The following is a 22,779-nucleotide window of genomic DNA, read 5'->3' as shown; positions in this document are numbered from 1 at the left end:
AAACCAAATATGAAATTAATAATAACAATAGTTACTTGCTTTTTATTTGTTGCAATAACTTACAGTCAAGGAAAATATTTAACAAAAAGTGGTGCTATTAGCTTTTATTCTAAAGCAACAATGGAAGATATTTCTGCAGATAATAATCAGGTGTTAAGTATTATAGATACTGATAATAGCAAAATGGCAATTTCAATTTTAATGAAATCATTTTTGTTTGAAAAAGCTTTAATGCAAGAACATTTTAATGAAAACTATGTAGAGTCAGACAAATACCCAAAAGCTACATTTAAAGGCGAAATTTTAAATTTTGATACTGTAAATGATATGGTAAGTAAAAAACAAGTAAAAGGTTTTTTAACAATTCACGGAGTTTCTAAAGAAATTACTATTGATGCTAATATGACTAAAAAAGAAAACAGCATTTTAGTTACTGGAGATTTTATGATTAGTTTAGAAGATTTTAATGTAAAAATACCAGCTGTAGTTGCAAAAAACATTGCTAAAAAAATAAAAGTAACTTTTAATTTAAATCACCAATTTTATAAAAAATAATACCTAAAAAATGAAAAAAATACTACTAGCCATTTTTCTTGTTTCTATTAATGTTTCTACCTTTTCACAAGATGATTTGTTAGATATTTTAGATAACGAAACACCAGAAAATAAAACAAAAGATATTGTTACAGCAACTTTTAAAGGAACAAGAATTTTAAATGGGCATTCTATAGAAAATAGAAAAGACAGTGAATTAGAATTTATAATTTCTCACAGATTTGGTGCTATAAATCTAGGTTTTGATGAACTTTTTGGCTTAGATCAATCTAATATACGTTTTGCTCTAGAATATGGAGTAACAGATAATTTAACTGCGGGTTTTGGTAGAAGTAGTTTTGAGAAAACCTATGATTCTTTCTTAAAATATAGTTTAATAAAACAACAAAATGGCGAAAAACCTTTTCCTTTTGCAGTTTCACTTTTTAGTAGTATTGCTGTAAAAACCATTAAAGATTATGATCCTGCAGATAAAAGAACTTTTGCAGAAAGTTTATCTTATGTTTCTCAAGTATTAATTGCCAGAAAGTTTAGCGAGTCTTTTTCGTTTCAAGTAACTCCAACTTACATCCATAGAAATACGGTTAAAATTGAAGCAGATCCTCACGATATTTTTGCGCTTGGTTTTGGAGGTAGATTAAAATTAAGTAAAAGAGTTTCTTTAAACAGTGAATACTATTATGCTTTTGATGAATCAGAATCTATAAATGCTAGAAATTCATTGGCTTTTGGTGTAGATATAGAAACTGGTGGGCATGTATTTCAATTAATTTTGTCGAATGCAATTACTATGATAGAAAAGAGTTTTATAGCAGAAAATACTGGTAATTTCTTTGGTGGTGATATTCATTTTGGTTTTAACATTTCAAGAACATTTTAAATCAAAACTAAAACTATGTTTCAAAGAAATTATAAAGTTAATGGTAAAGATGTAAACGATTTTATGGTGATGCAAAATGCAGCTTATTTAAGTTATTCTTCAAAATTGTTAGAAACTTTTTTATTTGTAAAAGGATTTACAAGGTTAAAAATGAATGCTTTAAAGGTAGGTTTGCAAAAGAAAAATGATAAAATTATACAATATAAACCTTTATTATTTACACAGTCTTTTTCTGTAGATTTAGAGTTTAAGAGCATTGCTTTTTCAAATCAAAAAATGAATGTTTGCATACATTTTTATAATGATAAAAAAGAATTATGTACAACAATAACTAGAGAATTATTTTGGTTCGATTATACTTCTTGGCAAACGATATCTCCACCAAAAACAATCATAAAATATTTTGTAGAAGATAAAGAGTTTAGGGAAGTTGAGTAAACAATTTAAATAAATATAATTTACTCTAAAGTTTTTACTTCAACCTTGTATAAATTATCAAAAATATCAAAAATTGTTTGTGCTTCTTTTTTTCTGATGGATATTGTGTATTCACAAGAAAGTTCCATTTTTTGAGCTACAAGGTTGATGTTTTTCTCTTTAATAATGCGCATTACTTTATTCATTAAATCATAACCAAAATTCAATTTATAAAAAACATCAATTGTTTTTTCTACAATTTCGGATGCTTCTAAAGTAATTTGAGCAGATGTTTTGTAAGCACTAATTAAACCACCAACACCAAGTTTTGTGCCTCCAAAATAACGAACAGAAACAATTAAAATATTGGTAACCTCAAAAGACTGAATTTGTCCGTAAATTGGGAGTCCTGCAGAATTATTAGGTTCTCCATCATCATTAGCTCTGTATTTTATAGTTTCTGTTCCTAGTTGATAAGCATAACAAAAATGACGTGCAGAATGATGTGTTTTTCTTAAATTTTCTAAACAGTCTTTAACATCATCTTCATTTAAAACAGGAAAAGCATAGCCAAAAAACTTACTTCCTTTTTCTTTAAAAAGTGTTTCTGTAGATGATTTTAGAATTGTTTTATAACTATCATTTTCCATTAAGCCAAAGCTACAATTACAATTCCTAAAATAGCCAAAGCAACTCCAATTTTATTTTTGATGCTAAACTGTTCTTTAAAAACTAAAATACCAACTATAGTAGATACAATAACAATAGCAACATTATTAATGGTAAATAAAGTGGAACTTTCAAAACCTTCAGTTTGCAAAGCTTTAATTAAAAATACAATCGAAAAATAATTTGGGATTCCTAAAACAATACCTGCTATCACATTTTTTAAACCAAAGGCTTCTCTTTTTTTAATGCTTTTTATAATTAAAACGATTGCAGCAAAAGTAGCTGCAATACCAAATAAACTACCAGAAAAAATAGAAACATCATCATTTGTTACGTAATTAGATTCTATAAATTTTAAAATAGTATCAATAGCACCAGAACCTAAAAATAAAAGCACAGGAAAAAGTAAACCTGCATTTTTAGAAGCTGTAGATTTTTCTTTTACAGAAGCTAAATAAACAGCAATTAAAGCAATAATAATTCCTGCTATTTTTAAGACGGTTACAGATTCATTGTATAAAAATACTCCAAAAAATACAGGAATAACAACCGACATTTTACCTGCAACAGAAGTTACAGAAACCCCATTTCTTTGAGCAGTCATTGCCATTACAAAAAAAATAGAAACAAATAATGCACCTAAACATGTAGCACCAATAAACCAAGGTTTATTAGGGAGTTCAGAAAAAGTAAAACTACTTTCAGTTAAAGCAAAACCCATAATAAAAGCAACAATATAATTTATAAAAATTGCTTTTAAAACATCAACCTTAAAAATGCCAAAATATTTAAAAATAACAAATAACCCTGTAGAAAAAAGGATGCTTAATAAAAGGTAAATCAATTAAATATTGGTTTTAGAGAATAATTCAGTTACATCTTCTTGTTTTGGAGTTAAATTCCAAGTTTGGATGCCTAGTGTGTTAGCAGAATCTGTATTTTCTTTTAAATCGTCTACAAACAAAGTTTCTTCTGCAATTAAGTTATTTTCGTTTAAAACAAACTCATAAATTTCTGAATCTGGTTTTCTAAAATGAATTTCATGTGATAAGTAAAATTGCTCAAAACAATCTTTAAACTCGTTAAAAAAAGTTTCGCCAACTGTATCTATAACTGATTGTATGTGCAACTCATTAGTATTACTTAATAAAAATAATCTGTATTTTTTACTAGCAGCCAATTCTTTTAAAAAGTCTAAACGCCTTTGAGGAAAATCTAACAAAACAGCATTCCAAGCAGCTACTAAATCTGTTTTATTGATTTTAAATTTATTGTAGTAGAAGTTGATAAAATCTTCTGTTGTCATCAATCCTTTTTCATATTGATGGTAAACTTCTATCATTTCTGGAGTAATTTCAGTTACGCCTAAAGCAGCCATCGCTTTGTAAGTTCCTTCTTTATCTAAGTTGATAAATATGTCTCCAAAATCGAAAATTATGTTCTTAATCATTGTTGTAAATTTTTAAAATATCTTTTTTTATTTTTCTTTCTGATGTAATTTTTGCTGATAAAATTGGTGCTTTTATTCCTGTTTTAAAAGTGTTGTCACCAATAAAAACTTTAGCTTCATCCCAAAGATTGGCATCAATAAAAGTTTGTAAAGTTTGTGTGCCACCTTCTATAATTACAGATTGAATTTTATGTTTTTGTAAAACATCACAAATTTCTTGGGCTAAATTTTGATTAAAGTCAATGTTTTCAAAAACCAGTTGATGTTCTTTCGTTTCATCTATTAAAGAAACATCATTTATAAAATCACTTTTTTTAAGCGCCAAACTTTTAGCATCGCATAAAATGATGGTTTTTACGCTTTTGTCATAAATATTCGCTTCTTTTGGTATGCGTAAATTTTTATCTAAAACAATTCTAATTGGGTTGTTGCCAGACCAAGTTCTAACATTTAATTTAGGATTATCTGCAATAACAGTATTTGTACCTACTAAAATAGCATGTTCTTTTGCTCTTAGTTTGTGTACAATTTGTTGCGAATATTTGTTAGAAATCCAAACTGGTGCTTGCGTGTTTTTTTCTAAAGGAGCAACAAAACCATCTTTGGTTTCTGCCCATTTTAAAATAATATAAGGTCTTTTTTTATCTTGAACCGTAAAAAATCTTTTATGGTGTTCTCTGCATTCATCTTCTAAAACACCAATAATAACGTTAATTCCTGCTTTTTGTATACGTTCAATTCCTTTTCCTGCAACTAAATCGTTTGTGTCTTTGCAACCAATAACAACATTTTTAAATTTATATTTGGCTAATAAATCTGCACAAGGTGGAGTTTTACCAAAATGAGAACAAGGCTCTAAGGTTACATAAATTGTTGCATCTCTTAAAACGGATTTATCGTTTACAGCATTCACAGCATTTACTTCTGCATGACTTTTACTATACTTAGAAGTAAAACCTTCTGCAATAATTTTATTATTTAAAACAATTACAGCACCAACACTTGGATTTGGTCTGGTAGTTCCAATACCATTTTTGGCAATTTGTAAACAGCGTTTTATGTAAATTTCGTGATTGATAATTATTTTATTTTAGGTGAGATAAAAAAGATAAAATTTAAAACTTAATTTTTATTTCTTCGGTTTTATCAACAATAAATTCTTTTTTGAAACCAAAAACAACATACTCTAAATTCCCTTTTATTCTAACATTTACTTTTTTAGTGATAAAAGAATTTATTAAACCACCTAAAACCCCATTCTTATCAGAATTTAAAAGTTTTTTAGTAGGCACATTTGCAGTTAACGGAATCGTAAATTTATCTCTTGCAGGCACTTTAAATTCATCAGAAAAAACTTGAGCAATTTCAATATCATTTACAAATATTGCAATGTCATCAGTAGAAATTTTACCACCAACATCATTTGGGTTTTCAAAAAAAGCATTTGCACGCAGTTTAAGAGTATCAGCTGCAAAACTTACTATTTTTACATCATCAACTTTTATAAAAATGGGTTGTTTTTTTACAGAACAACTGTAAAATATTAAAAATAAAGCTAAAAAATAGAATGCCTTTTTCATCAAATATATATAAAAAAAATAGGTAACTTGCTCTTGCAAAAATACAGTAATAAATGACAAGTACAGATTTTATCATTAGAGAAATAGAATCAAAAGATAATTTGCAAATGGCAAGTGTAGTAAGAAATGTTATTCTAGAAATGGGCGCACCAAAAGTGGGTACTGCTTATGAGGATAAAGCTACAGATGCCATGTTTGAAACTTATCAAAAAGAAAAAGTGGCTTATTTTGTTGTAGAATATAATAACGAAGTTGTTGGTGGAGCAGGGGTTGCTCAATTAGATAATTTTGATGGAAATACTTGCGAGCTACAAAAAATGTATTTTTTGCCAATTGCTAGAGGTAAAGGTTTGGGAACAAAACTAATTTCGGTTTGTTTAGAAAAAGCCAAAGAATTTGGTTTCGAAAACTGTTACTTAGAAACCTTACCTTACATGGAAGCTGCAGTAAAATTGTATAAAAAATACGGGTTTAAAAATTTAGATAAACCTATGGGCAATACTCGCCATTATTCTTGTAATGTTTGGATGCTAAAAGAAATTAAATAATATGATTTTTTATGTTTTAGGAATTTTACATTTTATTTTATTCAGTTGGGCATTTTACAATGTATTGTATTTTGGTGTAAAACCTTCTAAATCTTTAAGTTGGATTTTAATTACCTTTTTTCTTCCATTTTTAGGTGTTTTTGTCTTTGTTTTATTTGGTATTAATAGAAGAAAAATTAAGTTTTTTGAACTTAAAGAAACCAAGAAAAGAAAAAAACATATTAAGAAATCTTTAGAAGATGATGGTGATGCCAATCTACAAATTTTAGAAAACACCAAACAAAAGAAAATTTCTCAACTTATTTATTCTTCTACAAAAAGTAATGTAGAAGATAAAAATGAAGTGGTTTTACTTAAAAATGGAAAGGAAACTTTTAAAGCATTAAATGAGGCGTTTAAAAATGCAAAAAAGTTTATTCACCTTCAATATTATATGATTGAAGATGGTGAAATTTTATCAGAAATTATTAATGTTTTAGAACAAAAAATTAAAGATAATATTGAGGTTAGAATTATTTATGACACTTTTGGTAGTTATAATTTAAGTAATAGTTCTAAAAGAAAATTAAAAGATATTGGAGTAATATTATATCCAGAAACGCCTTTTAAATTTGGTACTTTTTTATTCTCTTTAAATTATAGAAATCATCGAAAAATTGCTGTAATAGATAATGAAATTGGTTTTGTTGGTGGTGTTAATATTTCTGATGAATATATTACAGATGATGATTTTTTAGGCATTTGGCAAGATACACATATACAAGTAAAAGGTTGTGCAGTAAACAGAATTCATAAAACATTTTTAAAAGATTATTACTATGCAACCAATAAAGATTTAACACAACACAAAAACTATATTACACCTTGCAATGCTAAAGGTAATACAAAATTACAATTAGTTTCTAGTGGGCCAGATTATGAGCAATCTGTGGTTATGCAACAATATTTAAGTTTTATAAACTTGGCAGAAAAAAGTATTTGTGTTCTAAATCCTTATTTTATTCCTACTTTTTCAATTTTAGAAGCCTTTAAAATGGCGGCTTTAAGTGGCGTAAAAGTAACGTTATTGTTGCCAGAAAAAAGCGATTCTAAAGTAGCCAAATACAGTATGTATTCTTACTTTGAAGATTTATTAAAAGCAGGAGTACATATTTACCTAAGAAAAGATTTTTCTCATAGTAAAGTTATTTTTATTGATGATGAAATTATTTCAATTGGTTCTACAAATTTCGATTGCAGAAGTTTTGAGCATAATTATGAACTAAATGCAATTCTTTTTGATAAAAAAATTACTCTAGAAGTAAAAGAAGAATTCGAAGAGCGAAAAAATAAAGCCAATAAATTAGACTATGCAACCTTTAGAAAAAGATCTATTAAACAAAAAACATTAGAGCGCCTTTGTCGTTTTTTTAGTCCATTATTATAATTTATATGATATTAAAACAATTCAGAACTCATTTTAAAAATGAACTTTCAGAAATTTATCCCACAACAGAAATCGATTCTTTTTTCTTTTTGTTGATAGATGAATATTTAGGTTTACAAAGAATTGATACTGTTTTAAAACCTGATTTTAAAATTGATGAAGTTAAATTATCAACTTTAAATAAAGTTTTAAAAAGATTAAAAAAACAAGAACCTTTACAATACATTATTGGTAAAACCGAGTTTTATGGTTATCCTTTTTTGGTTGATGAAAATACTTTAATTCCAAGACCAGAAACAGAAGAATTAGTAGAATGGATTTTAAATGAAGTTGATAATTTAGATTTAGCAAAAAATAAAAAACTAAACATTTTAGATATTGGTACAGGTTCTGGTTGCATACCAATTGCATTGGCTAAAAATTTAAAAAATGCTACAATTTCTGCTATTGATGTTTCTTCTAAAGCTTTAAAAATGGCTAAAAAAAATGCAGAATTAAATAAAGTAAACATAAATTTTATTGAAAAGGATATTTTAACTGCTGATAATTTATCAGAAAGTTATGATATTATTGTATCCAATCCGCCTTATGTAAGAGAACTCGAAAAAGCAGAAATACTAAATAATGTTTTAGAAAATGAACCACATTTAGCGTTGTTTGTTTCAGATGATGATCCTCTTGTTTTTTATAATAAAATTGCTCAATTGGCAAAAACTCACCTTACTAAAAATGGAATTTTATTCTTTGAAATCAATCAATATTTAGGATTAGAAACTGTAAGTATTTTAAAAGAAAAAACTTTTAAAAATATCGTATTGAAAAAAGATTTGTTTAAAAATGATAGAATGATTAAAGCTAGTAATTAATAATTCTTAGCTTTAATATCCCAAACTTTCTAATAAATAATCAGGGCATCTTGTTGGTCTTTTAGTTTTCATATTCATAAAAGCCAATACAGTATTTCCTGTACAGATTAATTCATTATTTTGGTTTGTTATTTTATAATCAAACTCAATTTTTACCATGGGTTTTTTTACCAAAAAAGTTTCAATTGTTAAAAGATCATCATATAAAGCAGATTTTATAAAATTACAATTTAAAGAAATAACCGGAAGCATTATCCCACTAATTTCCATACCTTTGTAAGTGACCCCCAACTTACGTAACCATTCAGTTCTGCCTAATTCAAAAAATTGTGCGTAGTTTCCATGATAAACTACACCCATTTGGTCAGTTTCTGAATATCGAACTCTAGTCGTTGTTGAATATTTTTTCAAACTATGTGTTAAATTTTAGCTGCATTCTACGTAAAAAATAATTAATAATCAATAGTAATTTCATTTTTTTATGATGAAATTTATTCACACTTTTGTAGTGCTTAAGAAAAAGGTTCAAAAGGTTCTACAGATGAACCAAAATTAAGAGTTTAAAAAAAATTACACAGTAAATTAAATGAGTAACACTGCTGAATCCGTTTGGACTGACTGTCTGACCTTTATAAAGGACAACATAAAGCCACAAGCTTATAAAACTTGGTTTGAACCTATAAAACCGGTAAAACTTTCTGGAGAAGCATTAACTATTCAAGTGCCTAGTAAATTTTTTTATGAATGGTTAGAAGAGCACTATATTAAACTTTTAAGAGTTGCATTAGTAAGACAATTGGGTAATGATGCCAAATTGATTTACGATGTGAAAATGGAAAATAATTACAGTAGTAATAGACCACAAATTGTTAAAATTCCGAGTTCTAACAGAGATCCTTTAAAACCTCAAAAAGTTACAGTTCCTTTAGAATCTAATAAAAGAGAATTAAGAAATCCTTTTATTATTCCAGGTTTACAAAAAGTAAAAATTGAGTCTCAATTAAATCCTAATTATAGTTTTGCAAACTTTATAGAAGGTGATTCTAATAGATTAGCACGTTCTGCAGGTATGGCTGTTGCCAATAAACCTGGTGGCACCTCTTTTAATCCATTATTAATTTATGGAGGTGTAGGTTTAGGAAAAACACATTTAGCACATGCTATAGGTGTAGATATTAAAGATAAATATTCAGATAAAACTGTTTTATATATTTCATCAGAAAAATTTACACAACAGTTTATAGATTCTGTAAAATCGAACACTAGAAATGATTTTATTCACTTCTATCAAATGATAGATGTTTTAATTATTGACGATGTTCAGTTTTTATCAGGTAAAGCAGGTACACAAGATGTATTCTTTCATATTTTTAACCATTTGCATCAAAATGGAAAACAGGTAATTTTAACTTCGGATAAAGCTCCTGTAGATATGCAAGATATTGAACAACGTTTGTTGTCTCGTTTTAAATGGGGTTTATCAGCAGAATTGCAATCGCCAGATTACGAAACAAGAATATCTATTTTACAAAACAAATTGTATAGAGATGGTGTAGAAATGCCAGAAGATATTGTTGAGTATGTAGCAAAAAACATAAAATCTAATGTTAGAGAATTAGAAGGTGTTTTAATTTCTATGATTGCTCAAGCTTCTTTTAACAGAAAAGAATTTTCTTTACAATTGGCAAAACAGATTGTAGATAAATTTGTTAAAAACACTAAAAAAGAGGTTTCTATAGATTATATTCAGAAAGAAGTTTCTAAGTATTTTGATATGGATGTGGCTACTTTACAATCTAAAACGCGTAAACGTCATATTGTACAAGCACGTCAATTAGCAATGTATTTTGCTAAAAGATTAACTAAAACTTCTTTAGCAAGTATTGGTAATCAAATTGGGCAAAGAGATCATGCAACTGTATTACACGCTTGTAAAACTGTAGATAACCTTACAGAAACTGATAAACAATTCAGAAAATACGTTGATGATTTAACAAAGAAGTTAACCTTCTAAAACTTACATTTTAAATGATAAAAGTACTAATGGTTTGCTTGGGGAATATTTGTCGTTCGCCATTGGCAGAAGGTATTTTACAATCTAAAATAAATACAGATAATTTTTTTGTAGATTCTGCAGGTACAGGAGCATATCATGTTGGTAATTTACCAGATGAACGTTCTATAGAAGTAGCTAGAAAATATGGTATTAATATTACCAACCAAAGAGCAAGAAAATTTACAGTATCAGATTTTGATAATTTCGATCTTATTTATCCTATGGATGAAAGTAATTATCAAAATATTTTAGCTTTATCAAGAAATAAAGAGGATGAAAATAAAGTGCAAATGATTTTGAACGAAGTTTATCCTAATGAAAATGCTTCAGTTCCTGATCCATATTATGGAGGAAAACAGGGTTTTGAGAACGTTTATAAAATGTTAGATGAAGCTTGTGAAATTATTGCAAATAAATTGTCTTAATATATTTGCTTAAATTAGTATCTTAAAATTACAAAATGACTGGTAAACTCTATTTAATTCCAACAACTTTAGGAGAAGAAACTGAACCTTTAGAGGTAATGCCAATATCAGTTAAAAAAATAATAGAAGAAATCAATTATTACATTGTAGAAAATGAGAAGTCTGCAAGAAGGTTTATTAAAAAAATAGCTCCTAAAAAACCACAGCCCAATTTAACTATTAAATTAATAGATAAATATGCAGTTGAAGAAGAAACGCAAACTTATTTAGATGTTTGTGCACAAGGTTTTAATGTTGGTTTACTCTCAGAAGCAGGTGTGCCAGCAATAGCAGATCCAGGAGCAAGTATTGTAAAATTAGCGCATCAAAAAAATATACAGGTTGTGCCTTTAGTTGGACCAAGTTCTATTTTAATGGCAATGATGAGTTCTGGTTTTAATGGGCAAAACTTTGCGTTTAATGGTTATTTGCCTATAGACAAAGGTGAAAGAAAAAGGGCTATTAAAGATTTAGAAAGAATTTCTATCGATAAAAATCAATCTCAAATTTTTATTGAAACTCCATATAGAAACGAAAAAATGTTTGCAGATTTAAAAGCAAATTTATCTCCACAAACTAATTTATGTATAGCTGCAGATATAACATTATCATCAGAATATATAAAAACTATGGCTATTAAAGATTGGAAACATCAACAGCCTAATTTACACAAAAGACCTGCAATTTTTATAATTCAGAAGTAATTATGAATAAGAGAAAAATAAACTACATTTTATATTTTGTTACTTTTTTAATTGTTGTTTATTACCTCTTAAATTTATCTGGAATATTAGTTTTATATAATAATCCAACTCCTTCAAATGAACCTAATATTCCACAAGGTTCTAAAAGTTTGGTAACTAATTTTGCTACTCCCAAAAGAGGCGATTTTGTTTCTTATAACTTTAGTGATCAATATTCTGGAAAGCATAAAAGAGTTCATAGATTAATTGGTCTTGAAGGTGATAAAATTGAAATTAGAAATGGGCTTGTGTTTGTTAATGATGTAAATTTTGATAAAAATTTAAGTCTTGTTCATTATTATAAGTTTTCTAAAAATAACCTAGAAAAAATATATGAAACTACACCAGATTATGCTTTTTCTTTTATTACTAAAGTAGATTCTATCAGTTTAAAAACGTTAATAAAAGATTCTGAAATATCGAAATTAAAATTTAAAGTAGATAGGCTAATTGAAAGCAAGAATTTTGTTGATGCAGAAATTCAATCAATTTATAATAAGCCTTGGAATAAAGATAATTTTGGGCCTTTAATTGTACCTAAAAATAAAGTTTTTATTTTAGGTGATAATAGAGACGCAACTTTTGATTCTAGAAATATTGGTTTTATAGAAAAAGATGAAATTGTTGGTGTAATTATAAAAGTATTTTAAACCTTAGCCAATCTATCTGCTTCTATATTAGAAACATCGTAATTAGAGAATTTCTTTAGGTAAGACTGTATTGTTGCACCATAAGCATCAGCAAAACGTATATTACCATTACTTCTTAAAAACTTCTTAACATTACCAGCACCACTTAAATGGGCAGCTGCTAAAATACCAGATTCAGTAATTTTAATACCATTAATAGTTTTACCTACAGAACTCTTGATATCTTTTCTCAAAATCCATTTATTAACTTTACATAAAGCTAAGAATGCTTTTTCTTGTTGTTCTGGGTTTTTTAAAAAAGCTTCAGTATCGTATATTTTAAAACGCTGTAAAGTAGTTCTACCAAACTGATATTTACCTAGATAACCTAATGTGTTTACTACGTAATATTTACCTTGAGATTCTTTAAAAGCAACAGCTTCTTTAAAGGCAACATAATTATTCTGTAAATAAGGAATATTATAATCCATATTAACAGGTAATATCTTTGTTTCTTTTGTAACAAAAGTTGTATAAACAGTAGTTTTTTTATCAGAAGAAATATTTACTGAAGTTGCGTTTACAAATAATGTAAACACCAATACTAAAAATATAAACTTTTTGATCATAAAATAATCCTTTTATTTCGGCTGCAAATGTATGACATAATTTGAATCTACTGAATATCAGTGTATTAATTTCGTCGAAATTGTAAATTAGATAGGTGAAAGGTCTTTTTATTAAGAAAATTGGAAAACTATTACGTTTTTCATTATGAATAAAATATTTTTTCTTGATATTTTATGAAATTAATTATTGAGTAATTTATCTATTTACCCCTTTTTTGTTTAACCAACTTTGATATTTAGCTGCATTTCTGTTATGTTGTGCTAAAGTTTTAGCAAAAGAATGGTAACCAAACTTATCTATATTTACACACATATAAAAATAATTGTGTTTTTGAGCGTTTAAAACTCCGTCTATAGAAGAAATATCTGGCATAGAAATTAAGGCAGGAGGTAAGCCTCTATTTTTGTAGGTGTTATATGGAGAGTTTATTTCTAAATCTACATTTAAAACACGTTTTACAACGTAATCTTGACCCTTAACTTCTTTAATACAATATATAATAGTTGGGTCTGCTTGTAAAGGCCATCCGTTTTTTAATCGATTTAAATACAAACCAGCAACAATTGGGCGTTCTACTTTTTGCGCAGTTTCTTTTTGTACAATAGAGGCTAAAGTTATTACATCATCTTTAGATAGCTTTAGATTTTTTGCTTTTGCAAGCCTAGAAGCATTCCAGAAACGATTGTATTCTCTTAGTAATTTGTTCCTAAATTTATCTGCAGAAACTGTCCAATAAAACTCATAACTATTAGGTATACATATTTGCAAAACAGATTTTTCATTCAGTTTGTTTTTGGCTAAAAAATCTTTGTTTGTAAAAGAATTGATAATAGCAATAGAATCTAGTTCTAATTGTTCAGCAATTCTACCTGCAAATTTTTCTAAAGTATCTTGGTTGTTGAATGAAACTTTTAAAGCAGTTTGATTTCCACTTCTTAGCATATTTACCAAATCGTTATTAGACATCCCTTGCTTTATTAAATAACGACCAGTTTTAGGTGTTGAAAAGTTTTTCTTAGCTGCAACCCAAAGAAATGTATTTGGGTTTTTAGAATAATCTGCTATTTTTTCTTTTACATCAACCAAACTATCTGTACTATTTATAAATAATACGTAATCTTTAGTAATGGCTTCACCAAATATTTTTTGATAATAATTATAACCTAAAATGGCTCCTAACAATAAAACAAAACCTACTGCGTATAAAATTTTTTTACCCAATTTACTTATATTTTTTTATGGTTGCAAAACTACTCTTTTATCAATTGAAATAAAATTTCATCTTTAAACTTTCTGTTTGATAAAATCCAATCTTTTTTAAGACCAACTTCTGCAAAATTATGCTTTTTAAATAAAGCTAAACTCTTCTCATTATCAGAAGTAATATTCGCATATAATTGATGCAAGTTTAAATAAGAAAAAGAATAATTAATTAATAAGGATAAAGCTTCTGAGGCATAACCTTTATTTTGATAAAAAGGATGAATTAAAATTCCAATTCCTGCTCTTTTATGTTGTGGATTAAAATCGAACAAATCAATCATACCCACTTGTTCTTTTTTTGATGTTTCTTCTATTACCAAACGTAGTTGTTTGGTTTCATAAATATCTAAATGCGCATTTTCTAAATATTGCTTTAAAACATACCTAGAAAAAGGAGCTTGAGTATGGCTAACTTCCCAAAATAATTCATTGTTTTCTATGGTATGTAGAAAATTTAAATCTTGGGGTTCTATTGCTCTTAAATTAAGATGTTTACCTTTTAACGTTTTCATTTATTTTATTATGATTTCATAGAAGTAATCTATATTTATTATAGACATAAATTTAAATCTATTCAGTCTAAAAGATGCATTATTTATTAAACAGTAATTATTCCTTCAAAAACAAATTTAGCAGGTCCTTTTAAAAATACATTAGTATAAATACCATTATTTTCGTTAAAAGAAACTTGTAAAATACCACCTTCTACAGGCAAAGAAATCGAATTACTTTTTGTTTTGTTTGTTTTGTGCATTGCAATTGCAACAGCAGTTACACCTGTTCCGCAAGCCAAAGTTTCATCTTCCACACCTTTTTCATAAGTTCTAACTCTAAAAGTGTTTTCATTAATTTGTTGCGCAAAATTTACATTACTACCAGGATCTGCATAAGAATACCTAATTTTTTTACCATTATCAAAAACTGGGTAATTATCTAATTCGTCAACCATTTCTACATGATGCTGAGTTCCTGTATAAGTAAAAATAGAATTTTCTTTTTCAACAATTTCATCAACATCAATCATATGAAGGCTAACAATACCTTCATTTATTTCTGCAAAATGTTGGCCATCATAAGCTAAAAAAGTTGTTTTGTCTTTAATAATGTTTAAATATTTTGCAAATGCAACTGCACATCTACCTCCATTACCACAAAAAGTCTGACTACCATCAGCATTAAAATAAATCATTTTAAAATCGAAATCATTATCATTTTCTATTAAAATAATGCCATCTGCACCAATACCAAAATGTCTGTCACAAATTTGTGAAATCTTGTCAGTATTGGTTTTTGGAAAGATTTTTGTTCTGTTATCTATCATAACAAAATCGTTTCCTGTTCCTTGATATTTATAAAATGTCAAATTCATATGGCAAAGGTAATGATTTCGTTAACAAAAATTGGCTGTTAAAACGTGGTTAAAATCCGTTAAAAACGAGTTAAACAGAATTTTTGAAAATGTTAAAATTGTATATTTGAATAATAAAAATTTAGAATTATGAAGAAATTTTTTAGTTTACTAGGAATGGCAATTTTGGGAGGAACCTTAACTTTAGGAGGTTACAAATTGCTTTTTAATGATGCTGTAGTTGTTGAAAGAACACTACCAAACAATGCACAAACAGTGCAAACAAATTTTAATAATGCTTATGAATCTAGTTCACCAACACTAAATGCAGCTACTATAGATTTTACTTTGGCTGCAGAAAAAACAGTGAATTCTGTTGTTCATGTTAAAAACACAACTTTAAGAACACAATCTAATCCTTTAGATATTTTCTTTGGTAATGGTAATGGACAAAGACAATTTGAGCAAGTAGGTACAGGAAGTGGAGTTATTATTTCATCTGATGGTTATATTGTAACAAATAATCACGTAATTGATAATGCAAGTGATATTCAGATTACATTAAATAATCAAAAGAAATACAAAGCAGAATTAATTGGTGCAGATGCAAGTAATGATATTGCTTTGTTAAAAATTGAAGCAGATATTGACTTGCCTTATACACCTTTTGCAAATTCAGACAATATTAAAGTTGGTGAATGGGTTTTAGCAGTTGGTAATCCTTATAACTTAACATCAACAGTAACAGCAGGTATTGTTAGTGCAAAAGGTAGAGATTTAGAAGGTAATAGAAATATTGAATCTTTTATACAAACAGATGCAGCTGTAAATCCAGGAAATAGTGGTGGAGCTTTAGTTAATATTAGAGGAGAATTAGTAGGTGTAAATACTGCAATTTCATCTAAAACTGGTTCGTTTGTAGGGTATTCTTTTGCAGTACCTTCTAATATTGCAAAGAAAATTGTAGATGATTTGTTAGAATTTGGTACAGTACAAGAAGCTATTTTAGGTATTGCAATAGATCCTAATTTTAATAATGAAGGTGTTAAAGTAGGTGATGTTTTTTATGAAGAAGGTGCTAACAACTCAGAATTAAAAAAAGGAGATGTAATTAAGAAAATTAATAATGTAAAAATTTCTAAGTTTTCTGAGCTTAAAGGGCAATTAACATCTAAAAGACCTGGAGATAATGTAAATGTTTTAATTGATAGAGATGGAGAATTATTAACCAAAACTGTAGTTTTAAATAAGAAAAGTACATTCATAGCAAGTAGTTTAGGTATTTCTTTAAAAGATTTATCAAGTAAAGAATTAAAAAAATACGATTTAAAAGGTGGTGCTAAAATCATTGAAAATGCAAACAGAACTTTATCTTATTATGGAGTTAAAAGAGGTTTTATAATTACTAAAGTAAACAAGAAACCTGTTTTAAGTGCATCCGAAGCAAAAAAGGTTATAGACAACAGTAAAATAGGTAATGGTAACCCTCTATATTTAGAAGTTATCAATTTAAATGGAGAAACAGAGAGATATGCAATAAGATAAATTATTAGCGTAATTAGTATTAAAAATCCTGATATTTTATATCAGGATTTTTTTGTGCAAAAAATTTATACGAAATCGATTTCGTATTCTCAAAAAAAGAAATACTTTTGTAGAAATTAAAAACAATAATTAAGCTATGTCATTAACCCTCAATTACGAAAACGAAGTTGTTTCTCAAGCAAAAACAAGAAAAGCGACTGTAGAGTTTATTAACATCCTAAATAATCTTTGGTACGAAAAATCCATAGAATTAGTGCTTTTTAGAAATCAACTACAAGATAAAAGAGCCAGTGAAATTTTAAATTTAATCAATTATGCTAAAGAGTTCGTAAACAAAAAAATTACAATTGAAGATGTATTAGGTATTGCACAAGCAATAGAGCAGATAGATTTACCAGCATCAAAATTAGATATTGGTAAATTGGCTTATGAATGTTATTTAAATCCTAAAAGCTGTGCAGATAAAGTTGCTTTTGTAAAAAAACAATTAAAAAATGCTAAAGAAGCTAAAAACATTACGCCAAAAGATGTTGTTTTATATGGTTTTGGTAGAATTGGTCGTTTATTAGCAAGAGAATTAATGACTAAAATGGGTAAAGGATCTCAATTAAGATTAAGAGCTATTGTAACTCGTGGCGAAATTTCGCAATCAATTTTAGAAAAAAGAGCTTCTTTATTAAATGTAGATTCTGTTCATGGAGATTTTTTAGGAACTGTAAAAACAGATATAGAAAACGAAGCTTTAATTATTAACGGAACAACTGTTGCTATGATTTCTGCAAATAATCCAGAAGATATAGATTATACAAAATTCGGAATTAATGATGCTTTAATTATAGATAACACAGGAGCTTTTAGAGACGATGTTGCTTTGGCAAGACATTTAAAAGCAAAAGGAGCAAGGAAAGTTTTATTAACTGCCCCAGGAAAAGGAGTGCCAAATATTGTACATGGTGTAAATCATAAAGACTACAACCCAGATAAAGTAGATATTTTTTCAGCAGCATCTTGTACAACCAATGCAATTACACCCGTTTTAAAAGTTTTAGAAGACAATTTCGGTATTAAAAAAGGTCATCTAGAAACCATACACGCATATACAAACGATCAGAATTTAGTAGATAACATTCATTCAAAATACAGAAGAGGTAGGGCTGCAGCTCTAAATATGGTAATTACAGAAACAGGTGCAGGAAAAGCCGTTTCAAAAGCAATTCCGGTTTTAGAAGGTAAGTTAACCTCAAACGCAATTAGGGTTCCTGTACCAAATGGATCTTTGGCAATCTTAAATTTACAATTAAGAAGACCAGTAACTACAGAAGCTATAAATGCACTAGTAAAACAAGCAGCTTTAGAAGGTGATTTAGTAGAGCAAATAAAATATTCTTTAGATAATGAATTAGTTTCTTCAGATATTATAGGTTGTACTGCACCATCAATTTTCGATAGCAAATCAACCATAGCAGATAAAGAAACCATTGTTGTGTATGTTTGGTACGATAATGAATATGGCTATTCACATCAAGTAATTCGTTTGGCAAAATACATTGCAAAAGTAAGACGATATACATATTATTAATAAAAAACGCATTCAATTTAATCATCAAACCCAAAGCATTTGTTTTGGGTTTATTTTTTTGTAGCTATTTCCAGCTTTCCATTATATCTTTTTTTGTGAAAAACAAAAAAAGGATGCCATTTCAATCTGGGCTGAACTTGTTTGCTAACTTTTAGAATTCTATTAAATTCTACTTTTTAAAAATCAAGTAAAGTAATTTTAAATCAACTTTAAATTCATTATTCTTTTACTTATTTTTATCAAAAAATTAGAAATTAATTATTCAATAAGACTTTAGTAAATGAGTGTTCAAAATAAATTACCTTATTATCAAATTCCAGAAGCACCTAAAGAATTTACAGCAGGTACAAGTGCAAGCAGAATGGTAGATGGTTTAGGATTTAGATATTACTGGGCAACAGAAGGTTTAACAGAAAAAGATTTAGATTTTAAACCAAATGCATCAGCAAGAACAACAGAAGAAACTATAGATCATATTTTTAATTTATCAATAAGAATTTTATATGCTACATTAATAAAAGTAAATGATGGTGAGCAATATAAAATGACTTTTGCAGAAAAAAGAAAAAAAACACTAGAAAACTTTTTACAAGCAAGTACAATATTTAGAGAAAGTAAAGATGTTTCTCAATTTAAAATACTGTTTCCAGAAAAAGAATTTTCTTTTTGGTGTGTAATTAATGGACCAATAGCAGATGCAATTTGGCATGTAGGTCAAATAGTTTCCTTTAGGAGATCTTCAGGCAACCCTTTTCCAGAGGGAGTAAGTGTTTTAACAGGAACAAAGCAAGATTAATTTTTTTATCAAAAGAATGACCATTCAACAAAAAATAGAATCACTTCGTGATGAGTTAAACACACATAATTACAATTATTATGTGTTAGATAATGCTACAATATCAGATTTTGAATTCGACATCAAACTCAAAGAATTAGAAAAACTAGAAAAGGAAAATCCAGAATTTTTCGATGCAAACTCACCAACACAAAGAGTAGGAGGTACAATAACCAAAAACTTTAATACAGTTACTCATAAAAACAGAATGTATTCTTTAGACAATTCTTACTCAAAAGAAGATTTGTTAGATTGGGAAAAAAGAGTACAAAAAGTTTTAGGAACAACAGAAACAGAATATACTTGCGAGCTAAAATATGATGGAGCATCTATCAATTTAACTTACGAAAATGGCCAGTTTGTAAAAGCAGTAACAAGAGGAGATGGTTTTCAAGGAGATGAAGTTACCAATAACATAAAAACAATTCGTTCTATTCCATTATCCATAAAAAAAGACTTTGTAAAAAACTTTGAAATGCGTGGCGAAATCATTTTGCCAATAGAAGGTTTTAGTAAAATGAATGCAGAACGTGTTGCAAATGGAGAAGAAGAATATAGAAACCCAAGAAACACCGCAAGCGGGAGTTTAAAATTACAAGACAGTACAGAAGTTGCAAAAAGACCTTTAGACTGTTTATTATATCAAGTAGTAACATCCGAAAGAAAATATAAAACACATTTCGAGAGTTTAGAAAACGCAAGAAAAGTAGGTTTTAAAGTTCCAGAAACAATCACTTTAGCAAAATCAATAGATCAAGTTTTTCAATTTGTGAATTATTGGGATGTAAAACGACACGATTTACCTTATGAAACTGATGGTGTTGTTATAAAAGTAAACAATTTACAACAACAAGAAGAATTAGGATATACATCAAAAGCGCCAAGATGGGCTATTGCTTATAAATTTAAAGCAGAACAAGTATCAACTATTTTAAACGAAATTACATATCAAGTTGGTAGAACAGGCGCAATAACTCCAGTTGCGAATTTAGAACCAGTGCAATTGGCAGGGACAACTGTAAAAAGAGCTTCTTTGCATAATGCAGATCAAATAGAAAAATTAGACATTAGAGAAAATGATACTGTTTTTGTAGAAAAAGGAGGAGAAATTATTCCAAAAATTATTGCTGTAGATTTTACAAAACGTCCAGAAAATTCAGAACCTACAATTTATGCTACAAATTGCCCTGAATGCAATACACCTTTAATAAGAACAGAAGGCGATGCAAAACACTATTGCCCAAATGAATTTGGTTGCGCACCTCAAATAACAGGTAGAGTTCAGCATTTCATTTCAAGAAAAGCAATGGATATTGATGGTCTTGGAGGCGAAACTGTAGATTTATTACGTAAAGAAGGTTTAATTCAAAATTATGCAGATTTATACGATTTAAAAGTTGAGCAAGTTGTTCCTTTAGAAAGAATGGCAGCAAAATCTGCACAGAATTTGATTAATGGAATTGACAAATCAAAAGAAATTCCGTTTGAAAAAGTATTATTTGCACTCGGAATTCGTTTTGTTGGTGAAACTGTTGCCAAAAAATTAGCGAAACATTTTAAGTCAATAGATAATTTAATGACAGCCGATTTCGAAACTTTAATTGCTGTTGATGAAATAGGAGATAGAATTGCACAAAGCATCATTAATTTTTCAAATGATTTAAATAATATTCAATTAATTGAGAAATTAAAATTAGTAGGTGTCCAATTAGAAATATCAGCAGAAAGTTTAGAAAATCAAACAGATAAATTACAAGGACAAATATTTGTGGTTTCTGGAGTTTTTCATCAAATGAGTAGAAACGAATTAAAAAAAGCAATAGAAGATAATGGAGGTAAAGTAAGTTCTTCAATATCTAAAAAGACAAACTTTATAGTTGCTGGCGATAATATGGGGCCTTCAAAACTAGCAAAAGCAGAAACTTTAGGTATATCTATTATATCAGAACAAGATTTTATAGATAAGATAAACAGTTAATAATACTTTTTAGAACATATATAAAGTCTATATTTTCTGTTATTTTTAAGTGTTAAATAAATAAGAGATTGAAAAACTTCCTATACATATATATAATACTATTTTCCCTAACTACTTTTTCGCAGAAAAAAGAAGAATTAGACTCTCTACCTAATAATTACGATGATTATATATTCGTAAAACCAGGAGATAGTATAACTATAAAGTTAAACGAAATCACTTTATTTCCAAAACACAAATTCAAATCCAGAAAAGACATACGTTATTATATATGGTTTAGAAAAAAAGTTTTTAAAGCCTATCCTTATGCAAAATTAGCATCAGAAAGATTAGACTCATTAAATGTGCGTCTAAATAAAATTGATTCTAAAAGAAAAAGAAAGAAATACACAAAGCTTGTTCAAAAATACATTGAAGGCGAATTTACAGATCAAATAAAAAAGATGACTAGAACAGAAGGTCGTATACTTATAAAGTTAATTCATCGTCAAACAGGCAAAACAGCATTTCAAAACATTCAAAATTTAAGAAGTGGCTGGAAAGCATTTTGGTACAACACAACTGCAAATGTTTTTAAACTGTCGCTTAAAACAGAATATCATCCAGAATTCGAGAACGAAGACTTCTTAATAGAAGATGTTTTACAGCGTGCTTTTCAAAATGATAAGCTGAAAAAGCAAGATTCTAAACTTAATTTCGATTTTTCAAAAATAATTTTTGAAAGAAAAGCAGAAATAGACGTTGAAATTTACAAACAGATGTTCGCTAAAATGAGAAAAAAGAAAAAATCTATTAAAAAGAAAAAGGAATAATAGACATTTTTTTATGGTGTTCCCCTTCTTTTAGTCGGGTCAGGCTTTGCGCGCTCGCTTTTTTTTGTTTCTTTTTGGAGTATTGAGTTATCTTATTATAGATTAATTTACATAAAACGAACTAAAATTTCCTTAGATAACAAAAAAAGAGCTCAGACAACTGCTACAATCCTTAACACAAGGTTAGTCGTTTGAGCTATGCTTGTGTTAAAGAAAAACACTATGTTAAAAAAAAGGATTAAATTTTTAAAAATAATTAAGGACTTAATAGTCTTGTTTTAATGCAGTTATAGAAAGGTTAAGAATAAATTTAAATTTTTTTCATAAAAACACTTGTGAGGTTAAGAATGGGTTGTATATTTGCACCCGCTAAGCGAAAAACGAAATACATTTTTATGTTAGTTTATTAGTTTATCAGAGTTCATTGAGAGATTGTTTTTGTTAGATGAAGTTTAACTGTTTTAATTTTTAATTTAAAAAAATAAATATTAAAAAAAGTTTAAATT

At 27.8% G+C, this 22,779-nt stretch carries 25 protein-coding genes; 15 read left to right on the top strand and 10 right to left on the bottom strand.

The genetic code is table 11. From position 1 onward, the window contains the following. Nucleotides 1-9 precede the first annotated feature (9 nt). From KO506_RS11900 to KO506_RS11890, 3 genes are read left to right on the top strand one after another with little or no spacing between them, the layout of a single operon-like run. On the top strand, nt 10-555 hold the full coding sequence (locus KO506_RS11900) for a YceI family protein (RefSeq protein WP_215995137.1): 546 nt from the start codon (nt 10-12) through the stop codon (nt 553-555). A gap of 10 nt (nt 556-565) precedes the next feature. Beyond that, complete coding sequence (locus KO506_RS11895) at nt 566-1,435, top strand: DUF5777 family beta-barrel protein (protein ID WP_215995136.1); 870 nt, start codon at nt 566-568, stop codon at nt 1,433-1,435. 15 nt (nt 1,436-1,450) lie between these two features. Beyond that, nucleotides 1,451-1,873, top strand: coding sequence for a thioesterase family protein (locus KO506_RS11890; protein WP_215995135.1), 423 nt, complete (start codon nt 1,451-1,453; stop codon nt 1,871-1,873). A 20-nt stretch (nt 1,874-1,893) separates the two neighbouring features. On the opposite strand, the gene KO506_RS11885 is transcribed toward KO506_RS11890, so the two are convergent. Genes KO506_RS11885 through KO506_RS11865 form a run of 5 tightly spaced genes read right to left on the bottom strand, consistent with a single transcriptional unit; the run spans nt 1,894 to nt 5,551 of the window. Continuing rightward, nucleotides 1,894-2,502, bottom strand: coding sequence for an IMPACT family protein (locus KO506_RS11885; protein WP_215995134.1), 609 nt, complete (start codon nt 2,500-2,502; stop codon nt 1,894-1,896). Beyond that, on the bottom strand, nt 2,502-3,365 hold the full coding sequence (locus KO506_RS11880) for an EamA family transporter (protein ID WP_215995133.1): 864 nt from the start codon (nt 3,363-3,365) through the stop codon (nt 2,502-2,504). The genes KO506_RS11885 and KO506_RS11880 overlap by 1 nt, the downstream gene beginning before the upstream one ends. Beyond that, nucleotides 3,366-3,971 (bottom strand): HAD family hydrolase, encoded by a 606-nt coding sequence (locus KO506_RS11875; protein WP_215995132.1) that lies wholly within the window; start codon nt 3,969-3,971, stop codon nt 3,366-3,368. Continuing rightward, a complete protein-coding gene (gene ribD / locus KO506_RS11870) occupies nt 3,964-5,052 on the bottom strand; it encodes a bifunctional diaminohydroxyphosphoribosylaminopyrimidine deaminase/5-amino-6-(5-phosphoribosylamino)uracil reductase RibD (protein ID WP_215995207.1) in 1,089 nt (362 codons plus the stop codon). Before ribD ends, KO506_RS11875 begins: the two co-directional genes overlap by 8 nt. Nucleotides 5,053-5,086: 34 nt before the next feature. Then, nucleotides 5,087-5,551, bottom strand: coding sequence for an LEA type 2 family protein (locus KO506_RS11865; RefSeq protein WP_215995131.1), 465 nt, complete (start codon nt 5,549-5,551; stop codon nt 5,087-5,089). A gap of 53 nt (nt 5,552-5,604) precedes the next feature. Between KO506_RS11865 and KO506_RS11860 the strand changes: the two genes are divergently transcribed. The 3 genes from KO506_RS11860 to prmC are packed head-to-tail and all read left to right on the top strand — an operon-like array spanning nt 5,605 to nt 8,391. Next, nucleotides 5,605-6,099 (top strand): GNAT family N-acetyltransferase, encoded by a 495-nt coding sequence (locus tag KO506_RS11860; RefSeq protein WP_215995130.1) that lies wholly within the window; start codon nt 5,605-5,607, stop codon nt 6,097-6,099. Between the two features lies 1 nt (nt 6,100). Continuing rightward, complete coding sequence (cls, locus tag KO506_RS11855; RefSeq protein WP_215995129.1) at nt 6,101-7,525, top strand: cardiolipin synthase; 1,425 nt, start codon at nt 6,101-6,103, stop codon at nt 7,523-7,525. Nucleotides 7,526-7,530: 5 nt separating this feature from the next. Then, on the top strand, nt 7,531-8,391 hold the full coding sequence (prmC, locus tag KO506_RS11850) for a peptide chain release factor N(5)-glutamine methyltransferase (RefSeq protein ID WP_215995128.1): 861 nt from the start codon (nt 7,531-7,533) through the stop codon (nt 8,389-8,391). A gap of 12 nt (nt 8,392-8,403) precedes the next feature. Here the strand turns inward: prmC and KO506_RS11845 are convergent, their stop codons facing one another. Continuing rightward, entirely contained in the window at nt 8,404-8,802 is a 399-nt protein-coding gene (locus tag KO506_RS11845) for an acyl-CoA thioesterase (RefSeq protein WP_215995127.1), read from the bottom strand. Nucleotides 8,803-8,977: 175 nt separating this feature from the next. Between KO506_RS11845 and dnaA the strand changes: the two genes are divergently transcribed. The 4 genes from dnaA to lepB are packed head-to-tail and all read left to right on the top strand — an operon-like array spanning nt 8,978 to nt 12,304. Next, nucleotides 8,978-10,405: a chromosomal replication initiator protein DnaA gene (gene dnaA / locus KO506_RS11840; protein WP_215995126.1), complete on the top strand. Its 1,428-nt coding sequence runs from the start codon at nt 8,978-8,980 to the stop codon at nt 10,403-10,405. A gap of 14 nt (nt 10,406-10,419) precedes the next feature. After that, on the top strand, nt 10,420-10,872 hold the full coding sequence (locus KO506_RS11835) for a low molecular weight protein-tyrosine-phosphatase (protein ID WP_215995125.1): 453 nt from the start codon (nt 10,420-10,422) through the stop codon (nt 10,870-10,872). A gap of 35 nt (nt 10,873-10,907) precedes the next feature. After that, nucleotides 10,908-11,615: an SAM-dependent methyltransferase gene (locus KO506_RS11830; protein WP_215995124.1), complete on the top strand. Its 708-nt coding sequence runs from the start codon at nt 10,908-10,910 to the stop codon at nt 11,613-11,615. Between the two features lie 2 nt (nt 11,616-11,617). Continuing rightward, nucleotides 11,618-12,304, top strand: a complete 687-nt coding sequence (gene lepB, locus KO506_RS11825) for a signal peptidase I (protein ID WP_215995123.1) — start codon at nt 11,618-11,620, stop codon at nt 12,302-12,304. Here the strand turns inward: lepB and KO506_RS11820 are convergent. The 4 genes from KO506_RS11820 to dapF all read right to left on the bottom strand — a co-directional run bounded on the left by KO506_RS11820 (nt 12,301) and on the right by dapF (nt 15,545). After that, nucleotides 12,301-12,912: a peptidoglycan-binding protein LysM gene (locus KO506_RS11820; RefSeq protein ID WP_215995122.1), complete on the bottom strand. Its 612-nt coding sequence runs from the start codon at nt 12,910-12,912 to the stop codon at nt 12,301-12,303. The two genes, lepB and KO506_RS11820, sit on opposite strands and share 4 nt — an antisense overlap. A 196-nt stretch (nt 12,913-13,108) precedes the next feature. Further along, nucleotides 13,109-14,134 (bottom strand): endolytic transglycosylase MltG, encoded by a 1,026-nt coding sequence (gene mltG, locus KO506_RS11815; protein WP_215995121.1) that lies wholly within the window; start codon nt 14,132-14,134, stop codon nt 13,109-13,111. A 29-nt stretch (nt 14,135-14,163) separates the two neighbouring features. Continuing rightward, complete coding sequence (locus KO506_RS11810) at nt 14,164-14,688, bottom strand: GNAT family N-acetyltransferase (protein WP_215995120.1); 525 nt, start codon at nt 14,686-14,688, stop codon at nt 14,164-14,166. 86 nt (nt 14,689-14,774) lie between these two features. Next, nucleotides 14,775-15,545, bottom strand: coding sequence for a diaminopimelate epimerase (dapF, locus tag KO506_RS11805; protein ID WP_215995119.1), 771 nt, complete (start codon nt 15,543-15,545; stop codon nt 14,775-14,777). A gap of 129 nt (nt 15,546-15,674) precedes the next feature. Here dapF and KO506_RS11800 point away from each other — a divergent pair, with 129 nt between their 5' ends. The 5 genes from KO506_RS11800 (at nt 15,675) to KO506_RS11780 (ending at nt 22,273) form a co-directional block, all read left to right on the top strand. Further along, on the top strand, nt 15,675-17,069 hold the full coding sequence (locus tag KO506_RS11800) for a trypsin-like peptidase domain-containing protein (RefSeq protein ID WP_215995118.1): 1,395 nt from the start codon (nt 15,675-15,677) through the stop codon (nt 17,067-17,069). Between the two features lie 136 nt (nt 17,070-17,205). After that, entirely contained in the window at nt 17,206-18,648 is a 1,443-nt protein-coding gene (locus KO506_RS11795) for a glyceraldehyde-3-phosphate dehydrogenase (protein ID WP_215995117.1), read from the top strand. Nucleotides 18,649-18,928: 280 nt separating this feature from the next. Beyond that, nucleotides 18,929-19,444, top strand: a complete 516-nt coding sequence (locus KO506_RS11790) for a hypothetical protein (RefSeq protein ID WP_215995116.1) — start codon at nt 18,929-18,931, stop codon at nt 19,442-19,444. Between the two features lie 16 nt (nt 19,445-19,460). Continuing rightward, the gene (gene ligA, locus KO506_RS11785) at nt 19,461-21,461 is read left to right on the top strand and encodes an NAD-dependent DNA ligase LigA (RefSeq protein WP_215995115.1); all 2,001 of its coding nucleotides are present in this window, start codon (nt 19,461-19,463) and stop codon (nt 21,459-21,461) included. Nucleotides 21,462-21,529: 68 nt separating this feature from the next. Next, nucleotides 21,530-22,273 (top strand): DUF4294 domain-containing protein, encoded by a 744-nt coding sequence (locus tag KO506_RS11780; RefSeq protein WP_252726854.1) that lies wholly within the window; start codon nt 21,530-21,532, stop codon nt 22,271-22,273. Nucleotides 22,274-22,779: the final 506 nt, after the last annotated feature.

Origin of the sequence: Polaribacter vadi (genome assembly GCF_018861005.1) — a bacterium.
GTDB classification, from domain to species: Bacteria; Bacteroidota; Bacteroidia; order Flavobacteriales; family Flavobacteriaceae; genus Polaribacter; species Polaribacter vadi_A.
This window is presented reverse-complemented; position numbering and strand designations above follow the sequence as displayed.

Coding starts and splice junctions, on each gene's coding strand:
- KO506_RS11885 (WP_215995134.1), bottom strand. CDS start 2,502: ATGGAAAATGATAGTTATAAAACAATTCTAAAATCATCTACAGAAACA.
- KO506_RS11835 (WP_215995125.1), top strand. CDS start 10,420: ATGATAAAAGTACTAATGGTTTGCTTGGGGAATATTTGTCGTTCGCCA.
- KO506_RS11890 (WP_215995135.1), top strand. CDS start 1,451: ATGTTTCAAAGAAATTATAAAGTTAATGGTAAAGATGTAAACGATTTT.
- KO506_RS11900 (WP_215995137.1), top strand. CDS start 10: ATGAAATTAATAATAACAATAGTTACTTGCTTTTTATTTGTTGCAATA.
- KO506_RS11795 (WP_215995117.1), top strand. CDS start 17,206: ATGTCATTAACCCTCAATTACGAAAACGAAGTTGTTTCTCAAGCAAAA.
- KO506_RS11865 (WP_215995131.1), bottom strand. CDS start 5,551: ATGAAAAAGGCATTCTATTTTTTAGCTTTATTTTTAATATTTTACAGT.
- KO506_RS11810 (WP_215995120.1), bottom strand. CDS start 14,688: ATGAAAACGTTAAAAGGTAAACATCTTAATTTAAGAGCAATAGAACCC.
- cls (WP_215995129.1), top strand. CDS start 6,101: ATGATTTTTTATGTTTTAGGAATTTTACATTTTATTTTATTCAGTTGG.
- KO506_RS11830 (WP_215995124.1), top strand. CDS start 10,908: ATGACTGGTAAACTCTATTTAATTCCAACAACTTTAGGAGAAGAAACT.
- KO506_RS11820 (WP_215995122.1), bottom strand. CDS start 12,912: ATGATCAAAAAGTTTATATTTTTAGTATTGGTGTTTACATTATTTGTA.
- prmC (WP_215995128.1), top strand. CDS start 7,531: ATGATATTAAAACAATTCAGAACTCATTTTAAAAATGAACTTTCAGAA.
- dnaA (WP_215995126.1), top strand. CDS start 8,978: ATGAGTAACACTGCTGAATCCGTTTGGACTGACTGTCTGACCTTTATA.
- KO506_RS11860 (WP_215995130.1), top strand. CDS start 5,605: ATGACAAGTACAGATTTTATCATTAGAGAAATAGAATCAAAAGATAAT.
- lepB (WP_215995123.1), top strand. CDS start 11,618: ATGAATAAGAGAAAAATAAACTACATTTTATATTTTGTTACTTTTTTA.
- KO506_RS11895 (WP_215995136.1), top strand. CDS start 566: ATGAAAAAAATACTACTAGCCATTTTTCTTGTTTCTATTAATGTTTCT.
- KO506_RS11800 (WP_215995118.1), top strand. CDS start 15,675: ATGAAGAAATTTTTTAGTTTACTAGGAATGGCAATTTTGGGAGGAACC.
- ligA (WP_215995115.1), top strand. CDS start 19,461: ATGACCATTCAACAAAAAATAGAATCACTTCGTGATGAGTTAAACACA.
- KO506_RS11875 (WP_215995132.1), bottom strand. CDS start 3,971: ATGATTAAGAACATAATTTTCGATTTTGGAGACATATTTATCAACTTA.
- KO506_RS11790 (WP_215995116.1), top strand. CDS start 18,929: ATGAGTGTTCAAAATAAATTACCTTATTATCAAATTCCAGAAGCACCT.
- dapF (WP_215995119.1), bottom strand. CDS start 15,545: ATGAATTTGACATTTTATAAATATCAAGGAACAGGAAACGATTTTGTT.